At 56.1% G+C, this 22,349-nt stretch carries 20 protein-coding genes and 1 riboswitch; of the genes, 7 read left to right on the forward strand and 13 right to left on the reverse strand.

The window, feature by feature from the left end; all coding sequences use genetic code 11:
* Positions 1 to 22: 22 nt before the first annotated feature.
* Positions 23 to 1,753, forward strand: a complete 1,731-nt coding sequence (locus BSK21_RS09825) for a trypsin-like peptidase domain-containing protein (RefSeq protein WP_067551028.1) — start codon at positions 23 to 25, stop codon at positions 1,751 to 1,753.
* Between the two features lie 27 nt (positions 1,754 to 1,780).
* Here BSK21_RS09825 and BSK21_RS09830 read toward each other — a convergent pair whose 3' ends face one another.
* The 4 genes from BSK21_RS09830 to metZ all read right to left on the reverse strand — a co-directional run bounded on the left by BSK21_RS09830 (position 1,781) and on the right by metZ (position 6,040).
* Positions 1,781 to 3,229, reverse strand: a complete 1,449-nt coding sequence (locus BSK21_RS09830) for a TrkH family potassium uptake protein (protein WP_067551031.1) — start codon at positions 3,227 to 3,229, stop codon at positions 1,781 to 1,783.
* A 78-nt stretch (positions 3,230 to 3,307) separates the two neighbouring features.
* Complete coding sequence (locus BSK21_RS09835) at positions 3,308 to 3,535, reverse strand: hypothetical protein (RefSeq protein WP_067551034.1); 228 nt, start codon at positions 3,533 to 3,535, stop codon at positions 3,308 to 3,310.
* Between the two features lie 118 nt (positions 3,536 to 3,653).
* Positions 3,654 to 4,754, reverse strand: a complete 1,101-nt coding sequence (folE2, locus tag BSK21_RS09840; RefSeq protein ID WP_067551638.1) for a GTP cyclohydrolase FolE2 — start codon at positions 4,752 to 4,754, stop codon at positions 3,654 to 3,656.
* 107 nt (positions 4,755 to 4,861) lie between these two features.
* Positions 4,862 to 6,040 (reverse strand): O-succinylhomoserine sulfhydrylase, encoded by a 1,179-nt coding sequence (metZ, locus tag BSK21_RS09845; RefSeq protein WP_067551036.1) that lies wholly within the window; start codon positions 6,038 to 6,040, stop codon positions 4,862 to 4,864.
* Positions 6,041 to 6,091: 51 nt separating this feature from the next.
* Positions 6,092 to 6,168: riboswitch (SAM riboswitch) on the reverse strand.
* A gap of 92 nt (positions 6,169 to 6,260) precedes the next feature.
* On the opposite strand from metZ, the gene BSK21_RS09850 reads away from it, so the two are divergent.
* Together BSK21_RS09850 and BSK21_RS09855 are read left to right on the forward strand one after the other, a co-directional pair.
* Positions 6,261 to 6,959, forward strand: a complete 699-nt coding sequence (locus BSK21_RS09850; RefSeq protein WP_067551039.1) for a glutathione S-transferase N-terminal domain-containing protein — start codon at positions 6,261 to 6,263, stop codon at positions 6,957 to 6,959.
* Entirely contained in the window at positions 6,956 to 7,243 is a 288-nt protein-coding gene (locus tag BSK21_RS09855) for a Dabb family protein (protein ID WP_067551042.1), read from the forward strand. The genes BSK21_RS09850 and BSK21_RS09855 overlap by 4 nt, the downstream gene beginning before the upstream one ends.
* Here BSK21_RS09855 and BSK21_RS09860 read toward each other — a convergent pair.
* The 3 genes from BSK21_RS09860 to ftsY are packed head-to-tail and all read right to left on the reverse strand — an operon-like array spanning position 7,236 to position 9,934.
* Positions 7,236 to 7,835, reverse strand: a complete 600-nt coding sequence (locus tag BSK21_RS09860) for an inner membrane-spanning protein YciB (protein WP_067551045.1) — start codon at positions 7,833 to 7,835, stop codon at positions 7,236 to 7,238. The two genes, BSK21_RS09855 and BSK21_RS09860, sit on opposite strands and share 8 nt — an antisense overlap.
* A gap of 1 nt (position 7,836) precedes the next feature.
* Positions 7,837 to 8,739, reverse strand: coding sequence for a DMT family transporter (locus BSK21_RS09865; RefSeq protein WP_067551048.1), 903 nt, complete (start codon positions 8,737 to 8,739; stop codon positions 7,837 to 7,839).
* Positions 8,740 to 8,764: 25 nt separating this feature from the next.
* Entirely contained in the window at positions 8,765 to 9,934 is a 1,170-nt protein-coding gene (gene ftsY / locus BSK21_RS09870; RefSeq protein ID WP_067551051.1) for a signal recognition particle-docking protein FtsY, read from the reverse strand.
* Between the two features lie 117 nt (positions 9,935 to 10,051).
* On the opposite strand from ftsY, the gene BSK21_RS09875 reads away from it, so the two are divergent.
* Together BSK21_RS09875 and BSK21_RS09880 are read left to right on the forward strand one after the other, a co-directional pair.
* The gene (locus BSK21_RS09875) at positions 10,052 to 11,077 is read left to right on the forward strand and encodes an alkane 1-monooxygenase (RefSeq protein WP_156529606.1); all 1,026 of its coding nucleotides are present in this window, start codon (positions 10,052 to 10,054) and stop codon (positions 11,075 to 11,077) included.
* 36 nt (positions 11,078 to 11,113) lie between these two features.
* Entirely contained in the window at positions 11,114 to 11,512 is a 399-nt protein-coding gene (locus BSK21_RS09880) for a hypothetical protein (RefSeq protein ID WP_067551054.1), read from the forward strand.
* Here the strand turns inward: BSK21_RS09880 and BSK21_RS09885 are convergent, their stop codons facing one another.
* Positions 11,513 to 13,960, reverse strand: coding sequence for a glycoside hydrolase family 3 protein (locus tag BSK21_RS09885; protein WP_067551057.1), 2,448 nt, complete (start codon positions 13,958 to 13,960; stop codon positions 11,513 to 11,515). It lies immediately after the preceding gene.
* A 103-nt stretch (positions 13,961 to 14,063) separates the two neighbouring features.
* On the opposite strand from BSK21_RS09885, the gene BSK21_RS09890 reads away from it, so the two are divergent.
* Positions 14,064 to 15,098 carry a LacI family transcriptional regulator gene (locus BSK21_RS09890; protein ID WP_067551059.1) on the forward strand — a complete coding sequence of 345 codons (1,035 nt, stop codon included), beginning with the start codon at positions 14,064 to 14,066 and terminating at the stop codon, positions 15,096 to 15,098.
* 10 nt (positions 15,099 to 15,108) lie between these two features.
* Here BSK21_RS09890 and purD read toward each other — a convergent pair whose 3' ends face one another.
* Positions 15,109 to 16,371, reverse strand: a complete 1,263-nt coding sequence (gene purD / locus BSK21_RS09895; protein ID WP_067551062.1) for a phosphoribosylamine--glycine ligase — start codon at positions 16,369 to 16,371, stop codon at positions 15,109 to 15,111.
* Between the two features lie 70 nt (positions 16,372 to 16,441).
* On the opposite strand from purD, the gene xseA reads away from it, so the two are divergent.
* A complete protein-coding gene (gene xseA / locus BSK21_RS09900; RefSeq protein ID WP_067551065.1) occupies positions 16,442 to 17,983 on the forward strand; it encodes an exodeoxyribonuclease VII large subunit in 1,542 nt (513 codons plus the stop codon).
* Between the two features lie 113 nt (positions 17,984 to 18,096).
* Here xseA and BSK21_RS09905 read toward each other — a convergent pair whose 3' ends face one another.
* The 4 genes from BSK21_RS09905 to BSK21_RS09920 form a co-directional block, all read right to left on the reverse strand.
* A complete protein-coding gene (locus BSK21_RS09905) occupies positions 18,097 to 18,606 on the reverse strand; it encodes a CarD family transcriptional regulator (RefSeq protein ID WP_067551068.1) in 510 nt (169 codons plus the stop codon).
* A 244-nt stretch (positions 18,607 to 18,850) separates the two neighbouring features.
* Positions 18,851 to 19,186 carry a ferredoxin FdxA gene (gene fdxA / locus BSK21_RS09910; protein ID WP_067551071.1) on the reverse strand — a complete coding sequence of 112 codons (336 nt, stop codon included), beginning with the start codon at positions 19,184 to 19,186 and terminating at the stop codon, positions 18,851 to 18,853.
* A 48-nt stretch (positions 19,187 to 19,234) separates the two neighbouring features.
* Positions 19,235 to 19,633, reverse strand: a complete 399-nt coding sequence (locus BSK21_RS09915; RefSeq protein ID WP_067551074.1) for an RNA-binding S4 domain-containing protein — start codon at positions 19,631 to 19,633, stop codon at positions 19,235 to 19,237.
* Positions 19,634 to 19,636: 3 nt separating this feature from the next.
* Positions 19,637 to 22,345 carry a helicase-related protein gene (locus BSK21_RS09920; RefSeq protein ID WP_067551644.1) on the reverse strand — a complete coding sequence of 903 codons (2,709 nt, stop codon included), beginning with the start codon at positions 22,343 to 22,345 and terminating at the stop codon, positions 19,637 to 19,639.
* Positions 22,346 to 22,349: the final 4 nt, after the last annotated feature.

Genomic DNA, 22,349 nt, shown 5'->3' on the forward strand with positions numbered 1-22,349 from the left:
TGACTGTAGAATTGGGAACAGTATGATCCGTCGCCTATCCGTTTTTCTTATTTTTGTATTTACGTCCTTTTCTGCGGCTGCCCAGCAGTCGTCTTGGGTTCAACTCGAAGCGCACCCCACATTGACCGCCGCACAGGATGCAGCGCGCAAATATGCGGCTGAGCTGGATAATGTGAACGGATTCTATCTGGGTTCGGATTGGTATGGCGTGGCACTCGGCCCCTACACACGTCCTGATGCCGATGCGCTCCGCCGTCAGCTGCGTAGCTCAGGCCAGATCCCGCGCGATGCATTTGTCAGCGACGGCGAACGTTTTGGCCAACAATTCTGGCCGATTGGCGTTGGCGCACCGATCAAACCGCAACCCCTGCCGACTGAAACGGCCGACCTCCCCGTCGTGACGATCGTTCCTGATGAAGCACCTTTGGAACCCGCTGTTGTCGACGAAACACTAGCCGAAGCCCGCGCAAGCGAAGCAGCGTTGGACCGTGGCGAACGTGAGATGCTTCAGATCGCGCTCAAATGGGCTGGGTTTTACAATTCCTCCATCGACGGCGCCTTCGGTCGGGGCACCCGCGCTTCGATGAGCGCATGGCAGGACGCGAACGGCTACACCAACACGGGCGTTCTGACCACGCTGCAACGTGCAGACCTCTTAGCGCAATACAACGCCGTACTCGAAGGTCTGGATATGGAACTGATCCGTGACGAGGCCACGGGCATCGCCATTGAAATCCCGACCGGCGCTGTTGAATTCAAAGCCTATGATTCCCCCTTTGCTCGGTTCGAGGAAAAGGATGGGTCGGGTGTAACGGTCCTGCTAATTTCTCAACCCGGGGATCGTACACGGTTCTTTGGTCTCTATGAAATCCTACAAACGCTGGAAATCGTGCCGACAACGGGCGACCGAAATCGCCGTGACAGTTCGTTTGAAATCGAAGGCGTGAATGACAGCATCCACACCTACGTGACTGCGTCGCTCTCTGGTGGTCAGATCAAAGGCTTTGCCCTCGTTTGGCCCGCTGGTGACGACGAGCGCCGCACCCGCGTGACCGAGATCATGAAGGCGAGTTTTGAAACGCTGGACGGTGTGCTCAACCCCGCCCAAGCTGCCAACGAGCAGTCGATTGATCTGGTCTCTGGCCTCGCGATCCGTAAACCGCAACTCGCACGCTCTGGGTTCTATGTGGATGGCTCAGGCACTGTTGTCACGGCAGCTACCACTGTTGCGAATTGTGAGCGGGTGACGCTGGACGATAGCTTTGACGCGGATGTTGTGTTCAACGACGGCAGCGTTGCCGTTCTGCGCCCACAGAGCCGTCTTGCCCCGATGGGATCGGCAGACATTCAAACCGCCCTGCCCCGCATCCAGTCGCAAATCACCGTGGGGGGGTACCCCTATGGCGGCGCGCTTACTTTGCCGACGCTGACATTTGGCACGCTCGCTGATGTGCGTGGCTTGGATGGGTCTGACAGCACCCTGCGCCTGAACATGCAGACCGAGGACGGCGACATCGGCGGTCCTGTGTTCGACAATGGCGGTGCTGTGATTGGCATGCTCTTGCCGCACCCCGCGACGGGTAATCAAGTCCTGCCCGAAGAAGTCAGCTTTGCCTATTCCGCTCAAGGCATTTTGAACGCGCTCAGCACTGCAGGCGTGGCGGCAAAAACAACGGACTCGATGGCTTACATGCCGCCAGAGACGCTCACATCAATGGCGTCCGACATGACCGTCTTGGTCAGCTGCTGGTAACGGATTGGGGCGCTTCGGCGCCCCTTTTTACGACCGCCAGAACCGTGGCAGGATGAGAACGATCACCGATACGATCTCTAGCCGTCCAAGGAGCATCCCCAAGATCATCAACCATTTGGCAGTATCTGGGAACGGATGCACAGCGCCAGACGGTCCCACCTCTGGGCCGAACACCGGGCCAATGTTGAAGATCGACGTCCACGCCCCAGTGATCGCCGCAAAAAAACTCAGCCCTGTCATACCCATCAGAACGACCAGAATACCAAAGGTCATCACAAAGCAGCTAAACAGCAGCATGACGGAACTTAGAACCTCGTCGCTCACGGCACGGCCTTCGAACCGAACAGAGACAACGCGGCTCGGGCTATAGAGGCGCCGAATTTGGGCCGAGATCGCACGCAGCATGAACTGATAGCGGAAGACTTTGATCGAACAACCTGTCGATCCCGAGCAGCCGCCAATCATCCCAACGGCAAATAGGATCGCAAAGGCAAATGGGCCCCAAGCGACCACATCCCCGTCCCCGAATCCAGTCCCAGAAAAGATCGAGACAACATTGAACAAGGTCGAGCGGAACATCTCTTCGCTGTAGTCCCCATTGGCGAACATACGGTATACTACAATCAGCGCCGTGGCGTAGAGGGTCCACGTGAAATAGGCCCGCACCTGTGCATCTTGGAACAAGGGTTTTGGATCACCCGTGACCATTTGCAAAAATCGCAAAAACGGCACTGAGGCGAGGAACATAAAGACCACAGCCACATACTGCGGCGCACCGGGGAACGCGGCGAATGATGCATCCGAGGTCGAATACCCACCCGTCGCAATCGTCGTGAAGGCATGCACGATCGATTCCTGCATGTTCATCCCCGCGATCCCGTAACAAAGGGCACAAACGACCGTCAAACCGATGTAAATGTTCAGCAACCCCTTAGCGATATCCAGGGCACGAGGCAGAGATTTCCCCGAAGTATCAAAGCCCTCGGACTGGAAAAACTGCATCCCGCCGACTTTCATCACAGGCAGAAAAATCATCGCGACGATGACAATCCCAAGCCCGCCTAGCCATTGCAGAATGCCGCGCCAGAGCAGAATGCCGTAAGAGTGCGTCTCTAGCCCTTCAATCGCCGTAGCCCCTGTCGTGGTCATACCGGACATAGATTCGAACATCGCATCAACGAGCGAAAGCTGGGTTTCCCCTATCATAAACGGAATAGCCCCGAAGGCGGGCAACGCGATCCACACACCTGTGGTGAGGATAAAGCTCTGTTTCAGGGTCAGCCCATCGCCCAATTGGTTCGAACAAGCCAAGGCGAGAAAAACCCCCGCCATGGTCGTTAGAACCGAACTTTGCAGAAAGGTCTGCCATTCGGGGTCCTTATGAAAAAGGTCGAACAGCATCGGGGCGACCATGGTCACCCCCATTACGGCTGTTAGCAATCCGATCACGTATCCAACTGGGCGCATATCAATCATGGCCGAAGGCTTGGCGTTAGGCTGCTGTTCTGTCAACCCGCGACGCAGGCAAATTCCCTGCCGCGGATCACAACATCATCAAACGTAGAACATGTCGCGGAAAACGTGCACGGCGATCTGATCGCGGCGAAGACCCATCGCAGCCAACTGATCATCGGTTTTTGCGTTAAGAACGGCAATTTCACCAGCGCGCGATTTATGCGCTCCATATGCCTTAACGCCACGACCCAGTGCAGAAAAGAACTCGTCGATTTTTCTGCGAAGCGCTGATGCATCAAAGGTCGATTTTTCTGCGATTTGTGCCATTTAGGAGCATCCATGTAGAGCGGGCCGTTTCCCCGATACATGAACGATAGCACCAATAGCTCCGCATGTGCACCGCTGCTTTTTGCATTGCAGCATTTCATCTGCTGCAATGCAGAAATTATCCGACGTGGAACAACGTTGTGAACAAACGCGGGTCAATGCTGTCGCTGTCAAAGGTCTCCCCTTCGACCAAGACCGACACAGCGTCATGACTGTGCAGGCTCTCTTGATGGCTGGCCACAACGCGGAAGTCGCCGACGCGCGGATCCTGCTGAAGCTGTTCACAGAACAAACGCGCCGCATCCTCGACAAAGATAGGATTGGCCGCGTTGAGTTCAGCGAACGCCTGTTCGTCTTCGCGTTTGACCATCACTTGGGTCTCGGTCGGGACAGCAACGCGCGCCATGTCGATCAAATCTTCGAACCACAACATAGGGCCGTCTTCCATCACCGCCGACATACGCGCCACAGAACGTTGCGAATGCGGCGTGGCCAACTGACCACGGAATTGACGAGCGTGCTCGGAAAGTTCCAACGAACAGGGGCAAGTCGACGAATAGACGTAATCGAGATGGATTATCTTTTTACGCACGCCGGCGCGTTCGACCAATTCGAGCGCGATATCGTAATACTGGAACCCTTCGAGCCCAGAGCGCAACGAACGGACTTTCATTGGGAAACGGAACCGCATCTGGATACGTGCGTCGAAACTTTCGAGGTCTGCCATATAGGCGTCCAGCGCGTTCTCCATCACTTCAAAGCTAAACGTCTGCTCTGAGTGTTTATAGAAGGACCGCATGATGCGGGACATGTTGATGCCCTTCTTTTCCGCCTCTAGGCTCACCGTTCCCGTCACAGACGTCTCGAGCGTCACATCCCCATTGTCGCGGGTGTGAAACCGGATCGGCAGGCGGAAGTTTGAAATCCCGACGTGCTGGATTTGCTGCTTTGCCCCTTTGATCAGGCTACTTGGCCCGTTCTGGAGGTCAGGCATCGACGCCTTGTAATCCTCATCCACAACGAAATCTTCGGGATAAGCGCGAGCAAGGGCTGGGTAATTCGAAACTTCCTGCCCCGGGATCAAACGTGACACGAGAGGATCGAGCGTTGCCACCTCTTCGGGTGTGGCATCGCCAGCCCAGCGCCGCAAAAGCGCCAGAGCCGCCTCGGCTTCTTCGCGCGACGGTTCACGGTCCATATCGGACGAATGGATATTCATGTCGGAGCCTCCCGCAGGTGCAGCACGCCCCACTATATGGGATGCGCGCGACAGTTTTCCATCAAATGCGAAGGGAATACGCTTGGAACCGTCGCGCGGATCACTCATCAGATGGCATCCAATGCTTGTTTCAGGTCTGCCAACAGATCGTCAGCATCCTCAAGGCCACAGGACACACGCACCAAACCAGGTGTGATACCTAGCGTGTCTTTCTGATCCTGCGGCAAACGCTGGTGCGTTGTGGTCGCAGGGTGGGTCACCAGTGATTTGCTGTCCGCAAAGTTATTGGTGATTGTGAAAATCTTGAGCGCGTTGAGAAAACGGAAGCATTCTTCTTTGCCACCTTTCACGTCAATCGCCAGAACAGTACCGACGCCCTCGTATTGCGACTTCGCCAGTTCATACTGAGCATGACGCGGATCGAGAGGGTAGCTCACCGAGTTCAGTTTAGGATGACCTGCAAGCGCATCAGCCAACTTCAGTGCGGTTTCGGACTGCTGACCCACACGAAGGAACAAAGTATCGAGCGATTTTAGCATGACCCAAGCGTTGAACGGACTCATCGCGCCGCCTGTATGTTTAAGGTATGCCTCGACCGGCCCCCGAACGAGCTCTTTCTTGCCCAAAACCATACCGCCAAGGCAGCGGCCCTGACCGTCCACGTGTTTGGTCGTCGAATAGACAATGAGATCAACGCCCAGTTCGCCCGCGATCGAATACGCAGGCGTGACCATCGCATTGTCACACACAACAATCGCACCATTGGCGTGCGCCAGTTCGACGACTGATTTCATGTCGATCACTTCGAGCGTCGGGTTCGAAATCGATTCAAAGAAGACAACTTTGGTGTCGGGACGGATCGCAGCTTTCCACGCATCCAGATCACGACCATCGACCAGCGTCAGTTCGACGCCAAACCGCTGAAGCACGTCCTCGAGAATATAGAGGCACGATCCAAACAAAGCGCGGCTCGACACGATATGATCGCCCGCTTTGAGCATGGACATCAGCGCGCCGTTCACCGCGGCCATACCCGAAGCGGTGGCAAATCCTGCCTCAACGCCCTCAAGGTCTGCCATACGATCTTCGAGCATGGCAACAGTCGGGTTGCCATATCGTGCATAGATGAATTCGTCTTCGCCGAGTTTCACAAAACGGGCTTCAGCCTGTTCTGCCGTTTCGTAAACAAACCCCTGTGTCAGAAAGATTGCTTCTGACAGTTCGTTATACTGGCTACGACGAGTACCCGAATGCACAGCGCGAGTGCGTTTGGAAAGTTTGTCCATGTCTTTGTTCCTTACGGCCATTAAAAAACCCCTACACCGAATAAAGGGAGCAGGGGTTGGCCTGTTTCCTTTTTAGCGGCTTATTTAACGTGGCCCGCAATCCGGTTCAAATCGCCACGGCGGAGTGGTTACGCCGTTGTGACATTCTGGTCAAGGAAAACGCCTTGCAGCCCCCTGTGAAACCCGCATTGTGACCTCAACTTGCGAACAGGAGTTTCAGATGACCGCTGCAATCGATCTCTACTACTGGCCGACGCCAAACGGCAAAAAGATCACCATCGCCTTGGGCGAGATGGGCTTGGACTACAACCTGATCCCAATCAACATCGGTGCTGGCGACCAGTTTGCGCCAGACTTCCTCGCCATTGCGCCGAACAATCGCATGCCCGCCATCGTCGACCGTGATGGCCCCGACGGCGAACCTATCTCTATTTTTGAATCGGGCGCGATCCTGCAATATCTTGCGCGAAAAACTGGGAAATTCGGTGGCACGACAGAGCGTGAACGGGTGATGGTCGAACAGTGGCTGATGTGGCAAATGGGCGGCGTCGGACCGATGGCTGGTCAGGCGCATCACTTCCTCAAATACGCTCCCGATATGTCTCCGCCCCAAGTGCTCCCGTATGCGCAGGACCGTTACCGCAACGAGGTCGGCCGCCTCTATCGCGTCTTGGACAAGCAGCTTCAGGACCAAGACTATGTCTGCGGCGAATACTCCATCGCGGATATGGCGATCTATCCGTGGGCCGCGAGCTGGGAGGGTCAGCAACAAACGCTTGACGATAAACCAAACTTTGCCGCTTGGATGGCGCGCATGGCGGAACGTCCCGAAGTTGCAAAAGGGATGGAAGTCGGCGCCGAACTGCGCCAAAAGGCCTTCTCAAAAGAAGAAATGGAACGGCTGTTCAAACAAAAATGATACGTCACATCGTCTTTTTCACAGCGAAGTCAGCAGATGATCGCGACGCTGTTTTCCAAGGGCTTAAACTCTTGGAAAACATCAAACAGTGCCGCCATATCGAAATCGGGGAAAACCTGAACTCTGACCCCATCAGCCCCGATGGCCCAGACTTCATTGTCTATGCTGAGTTTGACGATACCGAACAGCTAGCAGCCTATAAGGCCGACCCGCTCTACGCTGAATCGATCCGCATTGTGCGCCCTCTGCGCGACATGCGGATCGCCGCGGATTTCTTTACTTAGGCTCTTCGATCAGGAACCGCTGGAGCGTTACGATCTGCGACCATAGGAACAAGAACAGGACCACGGGGAACGCAAAGGTTTCGAGCGTGACCCAAAGTTCCTCGCTCTGCGTGCGCCAGATGAATTCGTTGGCCGCGGCCAATCCCGCAAAAAATAAAGTCAGTCGGCGGGTGAGGATCATCCAGCCCTCGCGCTGCATAGGCAGGAACTCTCCCATCACGTATTCGAGCCAGCTCTGACCACGTAGTAGCCCGATCCCAAGCAGCAGCGAAAACAGCCCGTAAACAATCGAGGTCTTCATTTTAAAGAAGGCCTCATCGTTGAACCATGCGGTCAACCCACCGAAGAAAATCACCATAATCGCGGTGAATACTTGCATCCGTGAAAGCTTTTTCGTGAGGAACCAGAGCACCGCCATGGCTGCCAGAAGCACAGGAATAAACACGACTGCCGCGACGATAAAGCCGGAATAGTCAGTGCCCATAATGGTATAGGTGTTATCCTTGATCTTAATGTAGAGCAGGAAGAACGCCAATGTCGGCCCCAGTTCCAGCACCTGTTTCAGGATCGGATTGATCGGTTTTGCTGACATTCTAGCCTCCCATTTCCACAATGATTGCTCCGATGGCGATCAAAGTCATCAGCGCCAAACGGCGCGGCCCCACCTTTTCGCCCAAGATGAACCATCCAATCAAGGCCGCAAAAACGGTAGATGTTTCACGAAGCACCGCCGCTTCGCCGACCTTATCCAAACGCGTCGCGATCATCACTCCACCAAAGCTGATCCACCCAATCACAGCCCCAGCAAAACCGCGCCACATCAACGGGCCAATTTGCGGACGATCACCGGACTTGCGCAACTTCATGATCGCGATGATGGGCATATCGACGCCCGATAGGAAAAAGAACCACGCAAGGAAGGTGAACGGATCGGTCGCCTGACGAATGCCCCACGCGTCATAAGTCGTATACACCGCGACCATCAATCCGCAGAGCACTGCCCAAACCAGAGCGACTTTGACCCGCCAAGGGTCGATGACCTCTTCGCTCAGATTGCGTAGTGCTAAAAGGAGAATGCCCCCTGATAAGCAAGCCACGCCGAGCCACTGAACCAGCGTGAAATGTTCGTGAAAGACGACCGAGGCAAAGATCACGGTGACCAGCGGGCCAGAACCGCGTACAACGGGATAGACCACCGTGTAGGCCGCGTATTCATAGGCTAACGCCATTGTCACTTTGTAAATGAAATGGATCACCATCGCGCCAGCGAGAACGCCCCACATCGCCCCTTCGGGCCACGGGACAACGAATAGTGCGACAGGGGCTGAAACCAGCGTGAACCACAGGTCAATCGACCCACGCGCCACCCACGGATCATGTTTGCCCTTTTGCAACGCGCCAAAAGCCGCGTGTGCCAAGGCCGCCGTCAAAACCAACAATGTCGCCAGTTGTCGACCTTGGTCCGTGCCTTCGAGAGAAACGAGCCACTCACCCATTGAACAGACGGACCAGTATCGGCATTTAGTTCAGACCAACCAGCGCTTTGGCAAAATCTTCGGGATCGAAGGGCGCAAGGTCGTCGATCTGTTCACCCACACCAATCGCATGGATCGGCAGACCGAATTTGTCAGCGAGCGCGACCAGAACACCGCCTTTGGCCGTGCCGTCGAGTTTTGTCATAACGAGGCCCGATACATCCGCCAATTTCTGGAACGCATCGACCTGCATGATCGCGTTTTGCCCAGTCGTCGCATCCAACACCAGCAGCGTGTTATGCGGCGCATCGGGGTCTTTCTTGCGGATCACGCGAACGATTTTCGACAGCTCTTCCATCAAATCCTGACGGTTCTGCAAACGACCCGCCGTATCGATCATCAGCAGATCAGCGCCATCCTCGTGAGCCTTTGTCATCGCGTCAAAAGCAAGGCTCGCAGGGTCAGACCCTTCGGGCGCGGTCAAGACTGGCACGCCAGCGCGCTGCCCCCAGACCTGCAATTGTTCTACGGCCGCAGCGCGGAACGTATCGCCAGCCGCGATCACCACGGATTTACCTGCAGCCTTAAACTGGCTCGCCAATTTTCCGATGGTCGTGGTTTTGCCCGACCCATTCACACCGACCACTAATACGACCTGCGGTTTCTTCGCATAGATCGGCAGGGGACGCGCCACTGGCTCCATGATGCGGGTCACTTCATCGGCGAGAAGCTGTTTGATCTCGTCGACGGATAGCTTTTTGCCCATCCGCCCTTCGGCCATGCTCGACGTGACGCGGAGCGCGGTATCGACCCCCATGTCAGCGGCGATCAACAACTCTTCGAGCTGTTCGAGCATGTCGTCGTCGAGCGTCCGACGCGGCGCATCGGGCTTACGCCCGAGCATACGACCTAAGATGCCTGGCTTCGCGGTTTCATCGGCGGGCGCGTCTTCGATCATCGGCATCGGCGTGACGGTTAGCTGAACCGGAACGACAGGCGCAGGGGCAACTTCATGCTCAATATCTGCCTCAAGCTCGTCTTCATCGTCGTCCTCAACGTCAACAAACGGCTCTTCGACCATCTCTTCAACGATAGGCTCGTGCTCTTCCTCGGGAGGCAGATCAACCTCTGCCTCTTCGACAATAGCCTCCAGCCCTTCATCGATTTTCGACGAAGATTTGGTCAAACGGTCACGAAGTTTCTTGAAGAACGACATAAGCAAGCCCTGAACCGGTTTTACCATCACCTAATGGCAACGGAGGGCGATGGAAAGACCTGCACCACTGGTCAGTCGCGATTAGGGGGCATATCACTGCACCAACAGGAGAGTCCCATGCGCCCAATGACGCTTTTTACGATTGCGACACTGACACCCCTGCCCCTGATCGTGCTTGCTGCACTGACGGGCGGATGGTGGGCCGTTTTAGCGCCGCTTTACATGACCCTGATGACCGCATCTCTGGACGAATTGGTGAAACGGATCACCCCAACCGTTCCCGAGGCGGAATTTCCGGTGGCAGATCGTTTATCAGCCGTAATTGCCATCGGTCAGTTTTGTTTATTGGGTGCAGTCACTTACGGGATGGGACACGGCTTAAACAGCTGGGAAAAGGTCGGAGTATTTGTCGCCACTGGACTGTACCTCGGGCAGGTCGGCAATTCTAACGCCCACGAACTGATCCATCGCGGCAGCCGTTTTCTACATAACTTGGGCATGTGGGCCTATATCTCTGTTCTCTTTGGCCATCACACCTCTGCCCATGTGCTAATCCACCACCGCTTTGTCGCGACAAAGTCTGACCCCAATTCCGCTCGCAAAGGTGAAAGTTTCTACCGATTTGCCCCTCGTGCATGGATCGGGTCCTTCCATGCAGGCCTCAAGGCGGAATCAGAGCGGTTGAAACGTGCGGGGCGGGCCTGGTGGCTGCATCCCTACATCACCTACATCGGTGGGGCGATTTTGATGATCTGCGCAGCTTATTTGATTGGCGGCAGGATTGGACTCCTCTGGTATCTCGCGATCGCTGGTTTTGCCCAAGTGCAGTTGCTGATGTCGGACTATGTTCAGCACTACGGCCTCCAACGCTATGTGGCCGAGGATGGTAAAGCTGAACCTGTCGCAGGTCGTCACAGCTGGAACAGTCCGCATTGGTTTTCATCAGCTCTTATGCTGAATGCCCCGCGGCATTCGGACCATCACGCGCACCCTGCCCGACCTTACCCTGCGTTGGAGCTGGGTGAAAATCCTATGCTGCCGCGATCGCTCCCCGTTATGGCCTGCGTCGCGCTGTATCCACGGTTCTGGCGCAAGATCATGGACCCACGCGCAGCAAAATGGCGTTCGGTCACCAAAACCTGAATTGAGCGTAGACGGAAAACAGGGGACACTCCCATCATGCGGATCATCACACTCATCCTCGCCCTCTGCGCCCTGCCCGTTTCGGCACAAACAGCCCTGACAGCCGACGAATTCGAAGCACGCGTCGAAGGCAAGACGCTCGACTTTGGATATGACGGCGAAACGCCCTATGGCTTAGAACGCTACCTCCCCGACCGCCGCGTTTTATGGAGTTGGGGAGACAACACCTGCGAGCCGGGGAATTGGCACGAAGAGAACGGCGAGATTTGTTTCGTCTACGACTTTGACCCCACACCCCAATGCTGGACCTACTACGACATGGACGGGCGTCTCATGGCCGTCTTTATGAATGACATCGATACCGCCACGGGCACGGTTGTCTATGAACTCTCGCCCGTGGCCCGTGAATTGATTTGCGATAACTTTGGTATGTGATCAGACAGGGATCAGCGCATCATCGCGCAGAACAGTCGCCACGCTACGGATATCTGCAGCAGAAAAACCCGCTTCAACGGTAAAGCTGCCCGCCTCAATGCGCCATTGCCCCGCGGTCACGTCAAAGAACGCAAAGGCCCTTGGCTGCAGTGTCATCCGAACGATCTTGGTTTCACCTGCGTCTAAGGTAACTTTCGCAAAGGCTTTCAATTCTCGCGCTGGCCGCTCGACCGAGGCTTCAAGATCACCAACGTAGACCTGCACCACCGTTGAACCGCACCGCGCCCCAGTATTGGTGACAGGGATCGTGCAAATGACGTCGTCACCGTCGTCTGACAGGTCCATCTGTCCAAGATCAAAGTCCGTGTAAGACATGCCAAAGCCGAACGGGAACATCGGTGCGATACCGTGTTTTTCGTAGTGGCGGTATCCAGTCATCACCCCTTCGGCGTATCGAACATGGCCATCAAGACCGGGATAGATTTCAGGATCTTGCGAATGGGCTGGATTATCCGACAGCTTGATTGGGAAGGTCTGGGGCAAACGCCCTGCGGGCTCCGCGTCCCCATAGAGAACATCAACAATAGAGTTCCCCGCCTCTTGCCCACCATACCACGCTTGCAAAATCGCTGCGACATCAGAGACCCAAGGCATCTCAACCGGCCCACCCGTCTGCAGAACCACAACCGTATTCGGATTGGCTGCCGTTACCGCAGCGACCAATTCATTCTGACGACCAGGAAGGTGGATATCCTCCATATCCCAACCTTCGGTATCCCATTCGCCCGAACGCCCGATCACAACAACAGCCACATCGGCCTGCGCTGCAATCTCAGCCGCCTGCGCGATATCAGCCTCGGTCATCGGCACAGAAATACCGACACGCAACGCAGAATGGTTCAGGTTGTCAGGCGTTTTCGAACGGAACTCGATCCGAATGTCATGGGCGCGACCCGCCGTTAGCTCGACCGCACCGACGACTTCATCGTTCCCTTCTTCAAAGAAAGTGCGCCCTTTGGTCCATGCATCTTCCCAGCAATCCACGATCAACTCGTCATCAACGTAGACGCGCGCATAGCCCGCAGCATGTGCACCGATATGATGGATACCCGATGTGGTCGGCGTATAAGTGCCCGTAATTTTAGCCGCAAAGTTGGTCGGATCGACCTGACCGCCCGCGAAGGGCGGGACCCAGAAGGCATTCACACTATCCATCGATTGAGTATGGGCGGGTTCAGAAGTGAGGTCGTGACCACGATAGAACGAAAGTTCGAAATCACCCGTCAGGATCGGTTCCCAACGGTGATTGGTGCAGCCCTTGGCAAAGCTGAGGTTTTCAACCCCAATGCGGGCCAGAAGCGCATCAAAGGGCGACACCATATAGTGCGGGTTCAACTGGGCAGAGCCGCCCCCCATGATCTTAACCTCTTTGGCGTTCGGACCGATCAAAGCGACCTTAGCCTCGGGCGATAGCGGTAAAACACCATCGTTTTTGAGCATAACCATGCCTTCCGCCCCCGCCTTACGGATCAAGGCGCGGTGTTCGGGCAGATCATCCGCGCGTTCTCTGAACGGGGTCGTGTCGTTGAGGCTACCCACCCGCTCCATAAGACGCAGCATGTTCAGGGCCGCAGAGCGCACTGTTTCACGGCTCACCTCACCCGAATGAACGGCAGCCACTAGTTTGTCACCACGATCACGAGTTGGACCAGGCATTTCTAGATCGAGCCCCGCGTTGACGGTCGGCGCGGTGCTACGCGACCCAAACCAGTCAGACATGACGATGCCGTCGTAACCCCACTCTTTGCGCAGCACATCGGTGAGCAGCCATTCGTTTTCAGCAGTGTAGGTGCCGTTCAAACGGTTGTAGGACGACATAATCGCCCAAGTGCCCGCCTTTTTCACAGCATCCTCGAACGGGCGCAGATAAAGCTCGCGCATGGTGCGCTCGTCGATATCGGAACTGATGGTCGTGCGCTCAATCTCGCTTTCGTTGCCGGCGAAATGCTTGGGTGATGCGGCGACACCCTTGGACTGCAGACCACGAATATACCCGACCGCGAGAGCCGAGGTCAGTTCGGGGTCCTCAGAATAACATTCGAAATTTCGCCCGTTGGTCACCCCACGATGTAGGTTAATCGTAGGGGCCAAAGCGACATGCGCACATTTTGATTTCACCTCATCCGCAATGGCGCTGCCAATCTGTTCGGCCAATTCAGGGTCCCACGAGGCGCCAATCGCGATACCGACAGGGAAAGCTGCGGCTGTAACGCCACCGAACAACGATCCGCCCCCGCGCGCTCCATTAGGGCCATCGGTGACGCGCATCTTTGCAATGCCGAGGCGTTGGTTCTCTGGCGTTGACCAAAAATCTGCCCCCGCCAGAATGGCGACTTGTTCTTCAAGCGTCATCTCGTCCACGATAGCTTCAATCGATTGGGTCGCCATTTCAGGTGCTCCTTTAGCGGGATTCTAAAATCTAAAACGTTATAGATTTTTCTATAACGTTTATGTAGGGTCCAACAATAGGAATAAAAGGAACCTTTGAAACATGACCGACGCGCGAAAGAACACCGACACGAATGCCGCGCAGGTCACAGGGAAACCCACACTCAAAACGATTTCAAAACTAAGCGGATTGGCGATCCCAACGGTGTCACGTGCTCTCAGTGATGCGCACGACATCAGCGAAAAAACAAAGAAAAAGATCCGAGAAATCGCCGCAGAGATTGGCTATGTGCCCAATCGTGCTGGGGTTCGACTGCGGACAGGCAAAACGCTGGTGATCAGCCTGATCCTCGCGCCAGATTCCGAACTGATGCCCCATACCGCACAGCTTATCGGATCAATCGCCCGCACCTTGCGAGAGACACCTTATCACCTAAACGTTACGCCTTATCTACCGGACGATGACCCGATGAAGCCCATTCGGCAGATCGTCGAGAATAGGCTGGCGGATGCGGTAATCCTAAACAGAACCCAAGCGGACGATCCTCGTGTCGCTTATCTATTGGAGAAGCAATTTCCCTTTGCCACGCACGGACGCACCAATATGTCCGACCGTCATGCCTACTTCGACTATGACAACGCGGCATTTGGGGACTTTGCCGTTCGTCACTTGGCAGCGCGTGGGCGCAAATGCATCGCACTCCTCGCGCCGAAACGGGACCAGCTTTACGCAACTCACATGATAGACGGGGCCTTGGCCGCTGCCACAGAATGCGGCGTCTCGTTGACAGTTTTGGATGATGTCGATAGCGACGCACGGATTAACGAAATTCGAGCTGCGATTGCACTACGGCTGAAGGACAACCCAGAAGTCGATGCGTTGATAACCGCATCGGGTGTTGCAGCAATGGCCGCCGCCGCAGGTGCCAAAGAGGCAGGACGACACGTCGACATCTTTGGCAAAGAGGCAACGTCGATCCTAAGGTTCTGCAACCCCAACATCCTCACCCTACGCGAAGATGTCGCACGCGCTGGCGCGTTTCTAGCCGAGGCCGTGGTTGCGGCGCTCAACGACCCGCTTGGCCCGCCAAAACAAGGGCTTCAAGTACCAAGCGAGGCTGACTTCAACCTCGCTTGAGATTGATATTTCAGAGTGCCCGCCAGCCGATATCGCTACGATAGAAACCTTCGACCCAGTCGATCTGCTCTACCATCGCATAGGCGCGCGCGCGGGCCTCAGCCAAGGTCGCACCACGTGCGGTTACGTTCAGAACACGCCCACCCGTCGCAACAATCGCGCCGTCTTTTTCGGCGGTGCCCGCGTGGAAGCAATATTCGCTGCTAGTTTCAGGCAAGTCGCCCAGACCCTTAATCATGGTACCTTTCTGATAGGCGCCCGGATAGCCGTTCGACGCCATTACGACGGTGAGCGCGTGATCATCGGCCCATTGCGCCTGAACTTCGTTCAAACGGCCCTCAGAGCAGGCAAGCATCAGGTCAAGAGCCTGACCACCTAAGCGCATCATCAGAACCTGACATTCAGGGTCACCGAACCGGCAGTTGTATTCAACCAGTCGAGGTTGCCCGTCTTTGATCATCAGACCCGCATAGAGGACGCCTTGATAGGGCATGCCCTGATCTTTCATCGCTTTCATGGTCGGAATAACGATTTCGTTCAGAGCTTTCGCGGCAACCTCATCGGACAAAACAGGCGCAGGCGAATACGCCCCCATCCCGCCCGTGTTCGGACCAGTGTCGCCGTCACCCACACGTTTGTGGTCTTGGGCGGTACCAATCGGCAGCACGTTTTCACCATCCACGAGGAGAAAGTAGGACGCCTCTTCACCGTCCATAAACTCTTCGATCACGACCTCAGCGCCAGCGTCACCGAACTCACCACCGAACATATCGTCGATGGCATCCAGCGCGTCTTGTTCGTTCATCGCAACGATCACGCCTTTGCCCGCCGCTAGACCGTCGGCCTTAACCACGATCGGCGCGCCCTGTTCGCGGATGTAGTCTTTCGCTGGGTCCGCCGAGGTAAAGCGCGCATAAGCCGCCGTCGGTGCATTCGCCGCATCACAGATTGCTTTGGTAAAGGCTTTAGACGCTTCCAATTGTGCAGCAGCCTTGGACGGACCAAACACCTTTAGTCCAGCCTCGCGTAGGCGGTCAGCGACACCGGCGGCCAAAGGTGCCTCAGGCCCGATGATAACAAAATCAATCGCGTTCTCTTCGGCGAAGGTCGCAACAACATCGCCATCCAGAATGTCGATTGCCGCACATTCGGCGATTTGCGCAATACCAGCGTTCCCTGGCGCAACGATCAGTCGATCACATTTCGGGTTCTGCTTCACAGCCCAAGCAAGACTATGTTCACGTCCACCACTACCCAAAATTAGGATGTTCATTGCGCCCTCCGCTTGGCCTTTGCTTGCGGGCGTTCTAAGGTTGCAGGACGAATATAACAAGGGCGAGCAGATGGACCTTTTCGAAGAGCCGAACGACAACGCACATGAATTTTCCGTCTCGGAAATTTCTGGGGCGATCAAACGCACGCTCGAAGGTGAATTTGGCAACGTCCGTGTCAAAGGCGAGGTTGGCCGCGTGGTCATTGCCCGCACGGGTCACATGTATTTCGACCTCAAAGATGATCGTAGCGTTATCGCCTCGGTCAGCTGGAAAGGCCAAGTTTCCAAGCTATCCCACATGCCCGAAGAAGGGATGGAGGTTGTCGCCACTGGCCGCCTGACGACCTTTGGGCCGCAATCGAAATACCAGCTCAACGTCGAAGACATTCGCCCTGCGGGTGCTGGTGCGCTTATGGCGATGTTGGAAAAACGCAAAGCAGCGCTCGCTGCTGAAGGGCTGTTCGCGACTGAACGCAAACGCCCCCTTCCCTACCTGCCCGAAGTCATCGGCGTTGTCACGTCTCCGACTGGCGCAGTCATCCGCGATATCCTCCATCGTCTGCGGGATCGTTTCCCGCGCAAAGTGCTCGTTTGGCCTGTCGCCGTCCAAGGCAAGGACTGCGCCCTTCAGGTCGCCCAAGCCATCGAAGGGTTCAACCACATGACACCGGGTGGCGCACTCCCCCGACCAGACGTCATCATCGTCGCCCGCGGTGGTGGCAGTATCGAAGACCTTTGGGGCTTTAACGAGGAAATCGTTGTTCGCGCCGCAGCCGCGAGCCAGATCCCATTGATCTCTGCTGTGGGCCACGAAACTGACACGACGCTGATCGACTATGCTTCGGACATGCGCGCGCCAACCCCGACGGCCGCGGCTGAATTGGCTGTACCTGTGCGCCTAGAACTTTTGAACTGGGTCGAAAATCAGGGAATGCGCCTCACCCGTTCGGGAACGCAAGCCGTCACGTTGCGCCAACAACGCTTGTCTGACCTGTCCCGCGCCATGCCAAAAGCGACCGAGCTTCTCGAAGGGCCGAGCCAGCGGTTGGATATCCTGTCCGACAAACTCGACAACGCGTTGCGGGACTTCACCAGCCAAAAGCGCCTCAATTTGACCGAGGCTTCAGGTCATCTCCGCCCGTCAGTCCTGACAAGCCGGATCGCTGAACAAAACCGCCGCCTCTATGATCGTTCGGCTCGACTGGCACCTGCACTGTCTCGCGGAACACGTCAGCAGCGCCGTGATTTCACGGCATTGACCAGCCGTATCCGCCCCTCTGCTCTGAAAGAGAAAACAGCCCTTTTATCGGAACGCCTCATCCCGCTTGCCCGCCGACTGACAGACCACGCGAACCGCGATTTCGCAGATCGCAAGGCAAAGCTAATCGCATTGGACCGCCTGCGCCTGACCCTCGGCTACGAATCTACGCTACAACGGGGCTACGCCGTGATCCGCGACGGCGACAAAGTCATCACAACAACCAAAGAAGCGAAGTCCGCCAACGCACTCGAAATCCAGTTCGCGGACGGACGGATCACGCTCGACGACACCCCAAAAGCTGCCCCCAAGGCCAAGAAGCCAAGACCACCAGAACAAGGCAGCCTCTTTTAACCTACCTTTGTGCCGTAAATATCTCGGGGGATTTGGGGGCAGCGCCCCCATGAGTTAAAAACGAAAAAGCCGCGCAATTTGCGCGGCTCTTCCATCATCAAAATATCACCGGATCAGGCGGCGCGACCAACCAGAACGCTATCGATTTCTTTCGCAGCGTCTTGCTCGTTGTGACCACCGACAGCCGCGATTTCGCGGGTCAGGCGCTCGAGCGCAGCTTCGTACAGCTGACGCTCAGAATAGGACTGCTCGCGCTGATCGTCTGCGCGGTGCAGGTCACGAACAACCTCAGCAATCGCGATCAAATCGCCAGAGTTGATCTTCTGTTCGTATTCCTGAGCGCGACGCGACCACATCGCTTTCTTCACCTTCGCTTTACCCTTCAGGGTTTTCATCGCATGAGCGACAACGTCAGGCGACGAAAGGCTACGCATCCCCACTTCGGTTGCCTTGTTTGTCGGCACGCGAAGAGTCATTTTGTCTTTTTCGAAGGAAATCACGAACATTTCGAGTTCGAACCCAGCGACTTCCTGCTTTTCGATGTTCACGATCTGGCCAACGCCATGAGCGGGATAGACCACAAATTCGTTCGGGCTGAAGTCGTTCTTCTTGGATTTAGTCATTTTCGTCCTTCCTATGGGCCGACCCCAAACAGTCACAAAAGCCGGCGGGGCAAAGGCCTCCGTCGGGGTAAGTTGGATATAGGGATGGGTCAGTTTTCCGGCAGCATTTGTAAAACTTATATCACAAAATCCGACTTCTTGGAAGCGCCGCACCGCAGCAGGGGCAAACCGCCTAGCCCCATATAAAACAAGGCGATTCTATCGCGTGGACAGAATCGCCTCGAATCAACTCAGTCGAATCAGATCAGTTGCCTTCGCCAGGAGCCTCAGAGAAGAGTTCCATCTTGCCGGGCTTGCCGTCCATCTCTTCTGCGGTCGGCATCGGGTCTTTCTTGGCCGTGATAACAGGCCAAATTTCCGAATACTTGCGGTTGAATTCAACCCATTTTTCCATATCCGGCTCAGTGTCCGGACGGATTGCGTCTGCAGGGCACTCCGGCTCGCAAACGCCGCAATCGATGCATTCATCGGGATGGATGACGAGGAAATTCTCGCCTTCGTAGAAACAGTCTACTGGGCAGACTTCAACGCAGTCTGTGTATTTGCAGGCAATGCAGTTTTCCGTAACGACGTAGGTCATGGATCGGTCCTATGATGTTCGGGCGCCTTGCTAGACCGCCCTGCCCAATCATTCAAGCGCGAATGGATCGTCAGGGCTCAGATGCGACGCCATGTTCCGTCTCTCGCGTTTTCCAGGGCGTCCTTTCCCATCAAATGCGGGATTTTTGGGAGCTTTTTCTGATGTGTCTTTGGTGATCGGCGCCAAATCTTCATAGAGCGCCTGCGCTTCGGGGGCTGGACCGCGCCGTTCTCCGATCGCAAGGATTCGAACAACGCGGATATCGTGCCCTTGGGCAAAGGTCAGAACGTTGTCTGGACCGACCATGCGCGCTGGTTTGGAAATGGGTTGGCTGTCGATCCGCACCTTGCCCTGTTTGACCACATCGGCAGCTAGCGTGCGCGTCTTGAAAAAACGCGCATGCCAGAGCCATTTGTCGATGCGGATAGTGGGCCGCGGATCGTCCACGCCTTACTTGGCCTTAAAGCCCGACAGTGCGGCCGCGAACGGGTTGTTCGGGTCGATCTGTTTTTCTTTGCGAGGTTTCGCTTCGAACGACTGAGGCTTGTTGCCACCTTTGCCGCCCTTGCCTTTCGGGCCACCTTTGCCACCTTCGCGGCGCGGCTTGCCTTGCTGGCCCTGCGGTTTACCGCCCTGACGACGTGCGCCAGCTGGGCGACCACCCCAAGTAAATGTGAAGAAGACTTCCATTTCCTCGGGCGCAACCTCTGCTGGGGTCTCGGCAACCTCAGCAACAGCTTCTTCGGTCGCTTCGGCTTCGGGCTTTGCGGCGTCGGACGCTTTTACCTTTGCACGCTCACCACGTTCGGCCTTGTAGCCGAGACCTTGCATCAGGTCAGCGAACTGTTCGAGTGTCATACCCGTGATCGACAGCATGTCAGGGTTCGCTTCGAACCCGCCACGGCTGTCTTTATCGCGCAGCATGTCCGCGAGACGTTCCAGCATGTCGATACGCACAGCGCGTTCGCCAGCAGCACGATAGCCCGCCATCGCGTAGTAACCCGGCTCCGCGTCTTTGGACGCAGGAACAGTCACCAAACCCGGAGGCGGAGCTTCGGGGAATTCATCGAGTTTGTTTGCCAGCGACCAGAGAACCAGACGCAGACGTGTCGGCGCAGGTTTCAGCAAAAGCGGCATGAAAATGGTGAACTGACCAAAGCGAACGCCGTGTTTACGCAGCGCGCCACGGGCATCTTGGTCGAGTTGCTTAACGTCATCAGCAACTTCGCCACGAGGCAAAATACCGAAACCTTCGGCCAGACGGAACGCAAAGCCTTTGGCCATACCAGACAGGGCCTCGTCACGCTGCATGTTCAGCATAGGTTCGAACAGCGCAGCGATCTTACGGTCGATGAAGTGTTGCAGACGACGCTGAACCTTTTGGGCCACGTCATCGCCAGCTTCTTCGTCAACAAAGGCAACGACCTGCGGCTTCATCGCGTCTTGGGTCGCGACCAGTTTACCAACCGCGTGTTCACCCCACATCAGCCCACCCTGTTCGGTGTAATCAATTTCGGTGTCCGGCGCGTTGTAGAAACGGTCTGCGCGCAGATGGAACTGCGGTGCCAATGCCTGAACCGACGCCTGACGCAGGGTCTTGGCCTCGTCTGGGCTGCCAGTTTTGTCCATACGGAAACGGAAGCCTTCCAACTTGCCGACGTATTCACCGCCAACAGTTACTTCACCCTGATCGTTTACTTCGGCCACAAGGCCCTCCTTCTGCTTGAGCCGGCGAAGCAATACGCTGGTCCGCCGGTCCACAAATCTTTGCGTTAACGCGTCGTGCAACGCGTCAGATAGTCGGTCTTCTACAGCGCGAGTCGCGTCACGCCAATGGGTTTCGTCCCTCAGCCACTCGCGGCGTTGCGCCACATAAGTCCAAGTGCGGATATAGGCCAATCGTTTTGACAGAGTGTCAATGTCCCCGTCTGTCCGATCAATGCGCTTCACTTGCCTCGCAAACCAATCATCAGGCACCTGTCCATGCTGGTGAAGAAAGTTGAAGATCTCGCGCAACAGGTTCGCATGTTCATTGCGCGAAATTCCGCGGAAATCGGGAATGCGGCAGACGTCCCACAACAATTGAACGGACGGCCCATCGGTCGCTCGTGCTACAACTTCGGCGTCCTGCGACAGGTTTCGCAGCGCGGCGAGGTCATCTGATTCCCGCACCCGCGTCAGCCAAGGATCGTCGGTGCGCTGTTCGAGTGTCTGGATCAACCGTGTCACCGATCCAAACTGAAGCCGCCCATTCCGCCACTGCAGTTTCTTGATCGGGCGGAACTGGTGGTTCTCAATCGCTTTGACGACCTCATCATCGAGATCATGCGCCTCTCCCGTCACGCCAAAGGTGCCATCCGTCATGTGGCGACCAGCGCGTCCCGCGATTTGCGCCAACTCGTCAGGTTCGAGATACCGCATACGCTGCCCGTCGAACTTTGTGAGAGCAGAGAAAGCGACATGATTAATATCGAGGTTCAGACCCATACCGATCGCATCAGTGGCAACAAGGTAGTCCACGTCCCCGTTCTGATACATTTCAACCTGAGCGTTTCTGGTTCGCGGCGACAGCGCGCCCATGACAACAGCGGCACCGCCTTTAGTTCTGCGAAGAAGCTCAGCAATCGCATACACATTTTCGACCGAAAACCCGACAATCGCAGTTCTTGCCGGCATCCGACTTATCTTTTTCGAACCTGCGTAGGTAAGGGTCGAAAAACGGTCCTTTTTCATGAACTGCGCATCAGGCACCATGGCGGCAATCGCGTTGCGCATGGTTTCCGAGCCAAGGAAAACAGTCTCTTTCAACCCACGGGCGTTCATCAAACGGTCAGTGAAGACGTGGCCGCGTTCAGGATCAGAGCAAAGCTGGATCTCATCAACCGCCAGAAAATCACAGCCCATCCCGGGGGGCATCGCTTCGACGGTGCAGACCCAATATTTGGCGCGGGGCGGCACGATACGCTCCTCGCCCGTGATCAATGCCACCACCATCGCACCGCGTTTTTCAACGATCCGATCATAGACCTCGCGCGCCAAAAGGCGTAGCGGCAGGCCGATGATCCCTGTCGGATAGGCCAACATCCGTTCAATCGCGTAATGCGTTTTACCCGTGTTGGTGGGGCCTAAAACGGCCGTGATGCGCGAAGGCGTCGTCATGTGC

The organism is Marivivens sp. JLT3646, assembly GCF_001908835.1.
GTDB lineage: Bacteria > Pseudomonadota > Alphaproteobacteria > Rhodobacterales > Rhodobacteraceae > Marivivens > Marivivens geojensis.

Bases quoted from the DNA above. Each gene is read 5' to 3' on its own strand.
- BSK21_RS09825 (WP_067551028.1), top strand. From the start codon at position 23: ATGATCCGTCGCCTATCCGTTTTTCTTATTTTTGTATTTACGTCCTTT.
- BSK21_RS09830 (WP_067551031.1), bottom strand. From the start codon at position 3,229: ATGATTGATATGCGCCCAGTTGGATACGTGATCGGATTGCTAACAGCC.
- BSK21_RS09835 (WP_067551034.1), bottom strand. From the start codon at position 3,535: ATGGCACAAATCGCAGAAAAATCGACCTTTGATGCATCAGCGCTTCGC.
- folE2 (WP_067551638.1), bottom strand. From the start codon at position 4,754: ATGAATATCCATTCGTCCGATATGGACCGTGAACCGTCGCGCGAAGAA.
- metZ (WP_067551036.1), bottom strand. From the start codon at position 6,040: ATGGACAAACTTTCCAAACGCACTCGCGCTGTGCATTCGGGTACTCGT.
- BSK21_RS09850 (WP_067551039.1), top strand. From the start codon at position 6,261: ATGACCGCTGCAATCGATCTCTACTACTGGCCGACGCCAAACGGCAAA.
- BSK21_RS09855 (WP_067551042.1), top strand. From the start codon at position 6,956: ATGATACGTCACATCGTCTTTTTCACAGCGAAGTCAGCAGATGATCGC.
- BSK21_RS09860 (WP_067551045.1), bottom strand. From the start codon at position 7,835: ATGTCAGCAAAACCGATCAATCCGATCCTGAAACAGGTGCTGGAACTG.
- BSK21_RS09865 (WP_067551048.1), bottom strand. From the start codon at position 8,739: ATGGGTGAGTGGCTCGTTTCTCTCGAAGGCACGGACCAAGGTCGACAA.
- ftsY (WP_067551051.1), bottom strand. From the start codon at position 9,934: ATGTCGTTCTTCAAGAAACTTCGTGACCGTTTGACCAAATCTTCGTCG.
- BSK21_RS09875 (WP_156529606.1), top strand. From the start codon at position 10,052: ATGCGCCCAATGACGCTTTTTACGATTGCGACACTGACACCCCTGCCC.
- BSK21_RS09880 (WP_067551054.1), top strand. From the start codon at position 11,114: ATGCGGATCATCACACTCATCCTCGCCCTCTGCGCCCTGCCCGTTTCG.
- BSK21_RS09885 (WP_067551057.1), bottom strand. From the start codon at position 13,960: ATGGCGACCCAATCGATTGAAGCTATCGTGGACGAGATGACGCTTGAA.
- BSK21_RS09890 (WP_067551059.1), top strand. From the start codon at position 14,064: ATGACCGACGCGCGAAAGAACACCGACACGAATGCCGCGCAGGTCACA.
- purD (WP_067551062.1), bottom strand. From the start codon at position 16,371: ATGAACATCCTAATTTTGGGTAGTGGTGGACGTGAACATAGTCTTGCT.
- xseA (WP_067551065.1), top strand. From the start codon at position 16,442: ATGGACCTTTTCGAAGAGCCGAACGACAACGCACATGAATTTTCCGTC.
- BSK21_RS09905 (WP_067551068.1), bottom strand. From the start codon at position 18,606: ATGACTAAATCCAAGAAGAACGACTTCAGCCCGAACGAATTTGTGGTC.
- fdxA (WP_067551071.1), bottom strand. From the start codon at position 19,186: ATGACCTACGTCGTTACGGAAAACTGCATTGCCTGCAAATACACAGAC.
- BSK21_RS09920 (WP_067551644.1), bottom strand. From the start codon at position 22,345: ATGACGACGCCTTCGCGCATCACGGCCGTTTTAGGCCCCACCAACACG.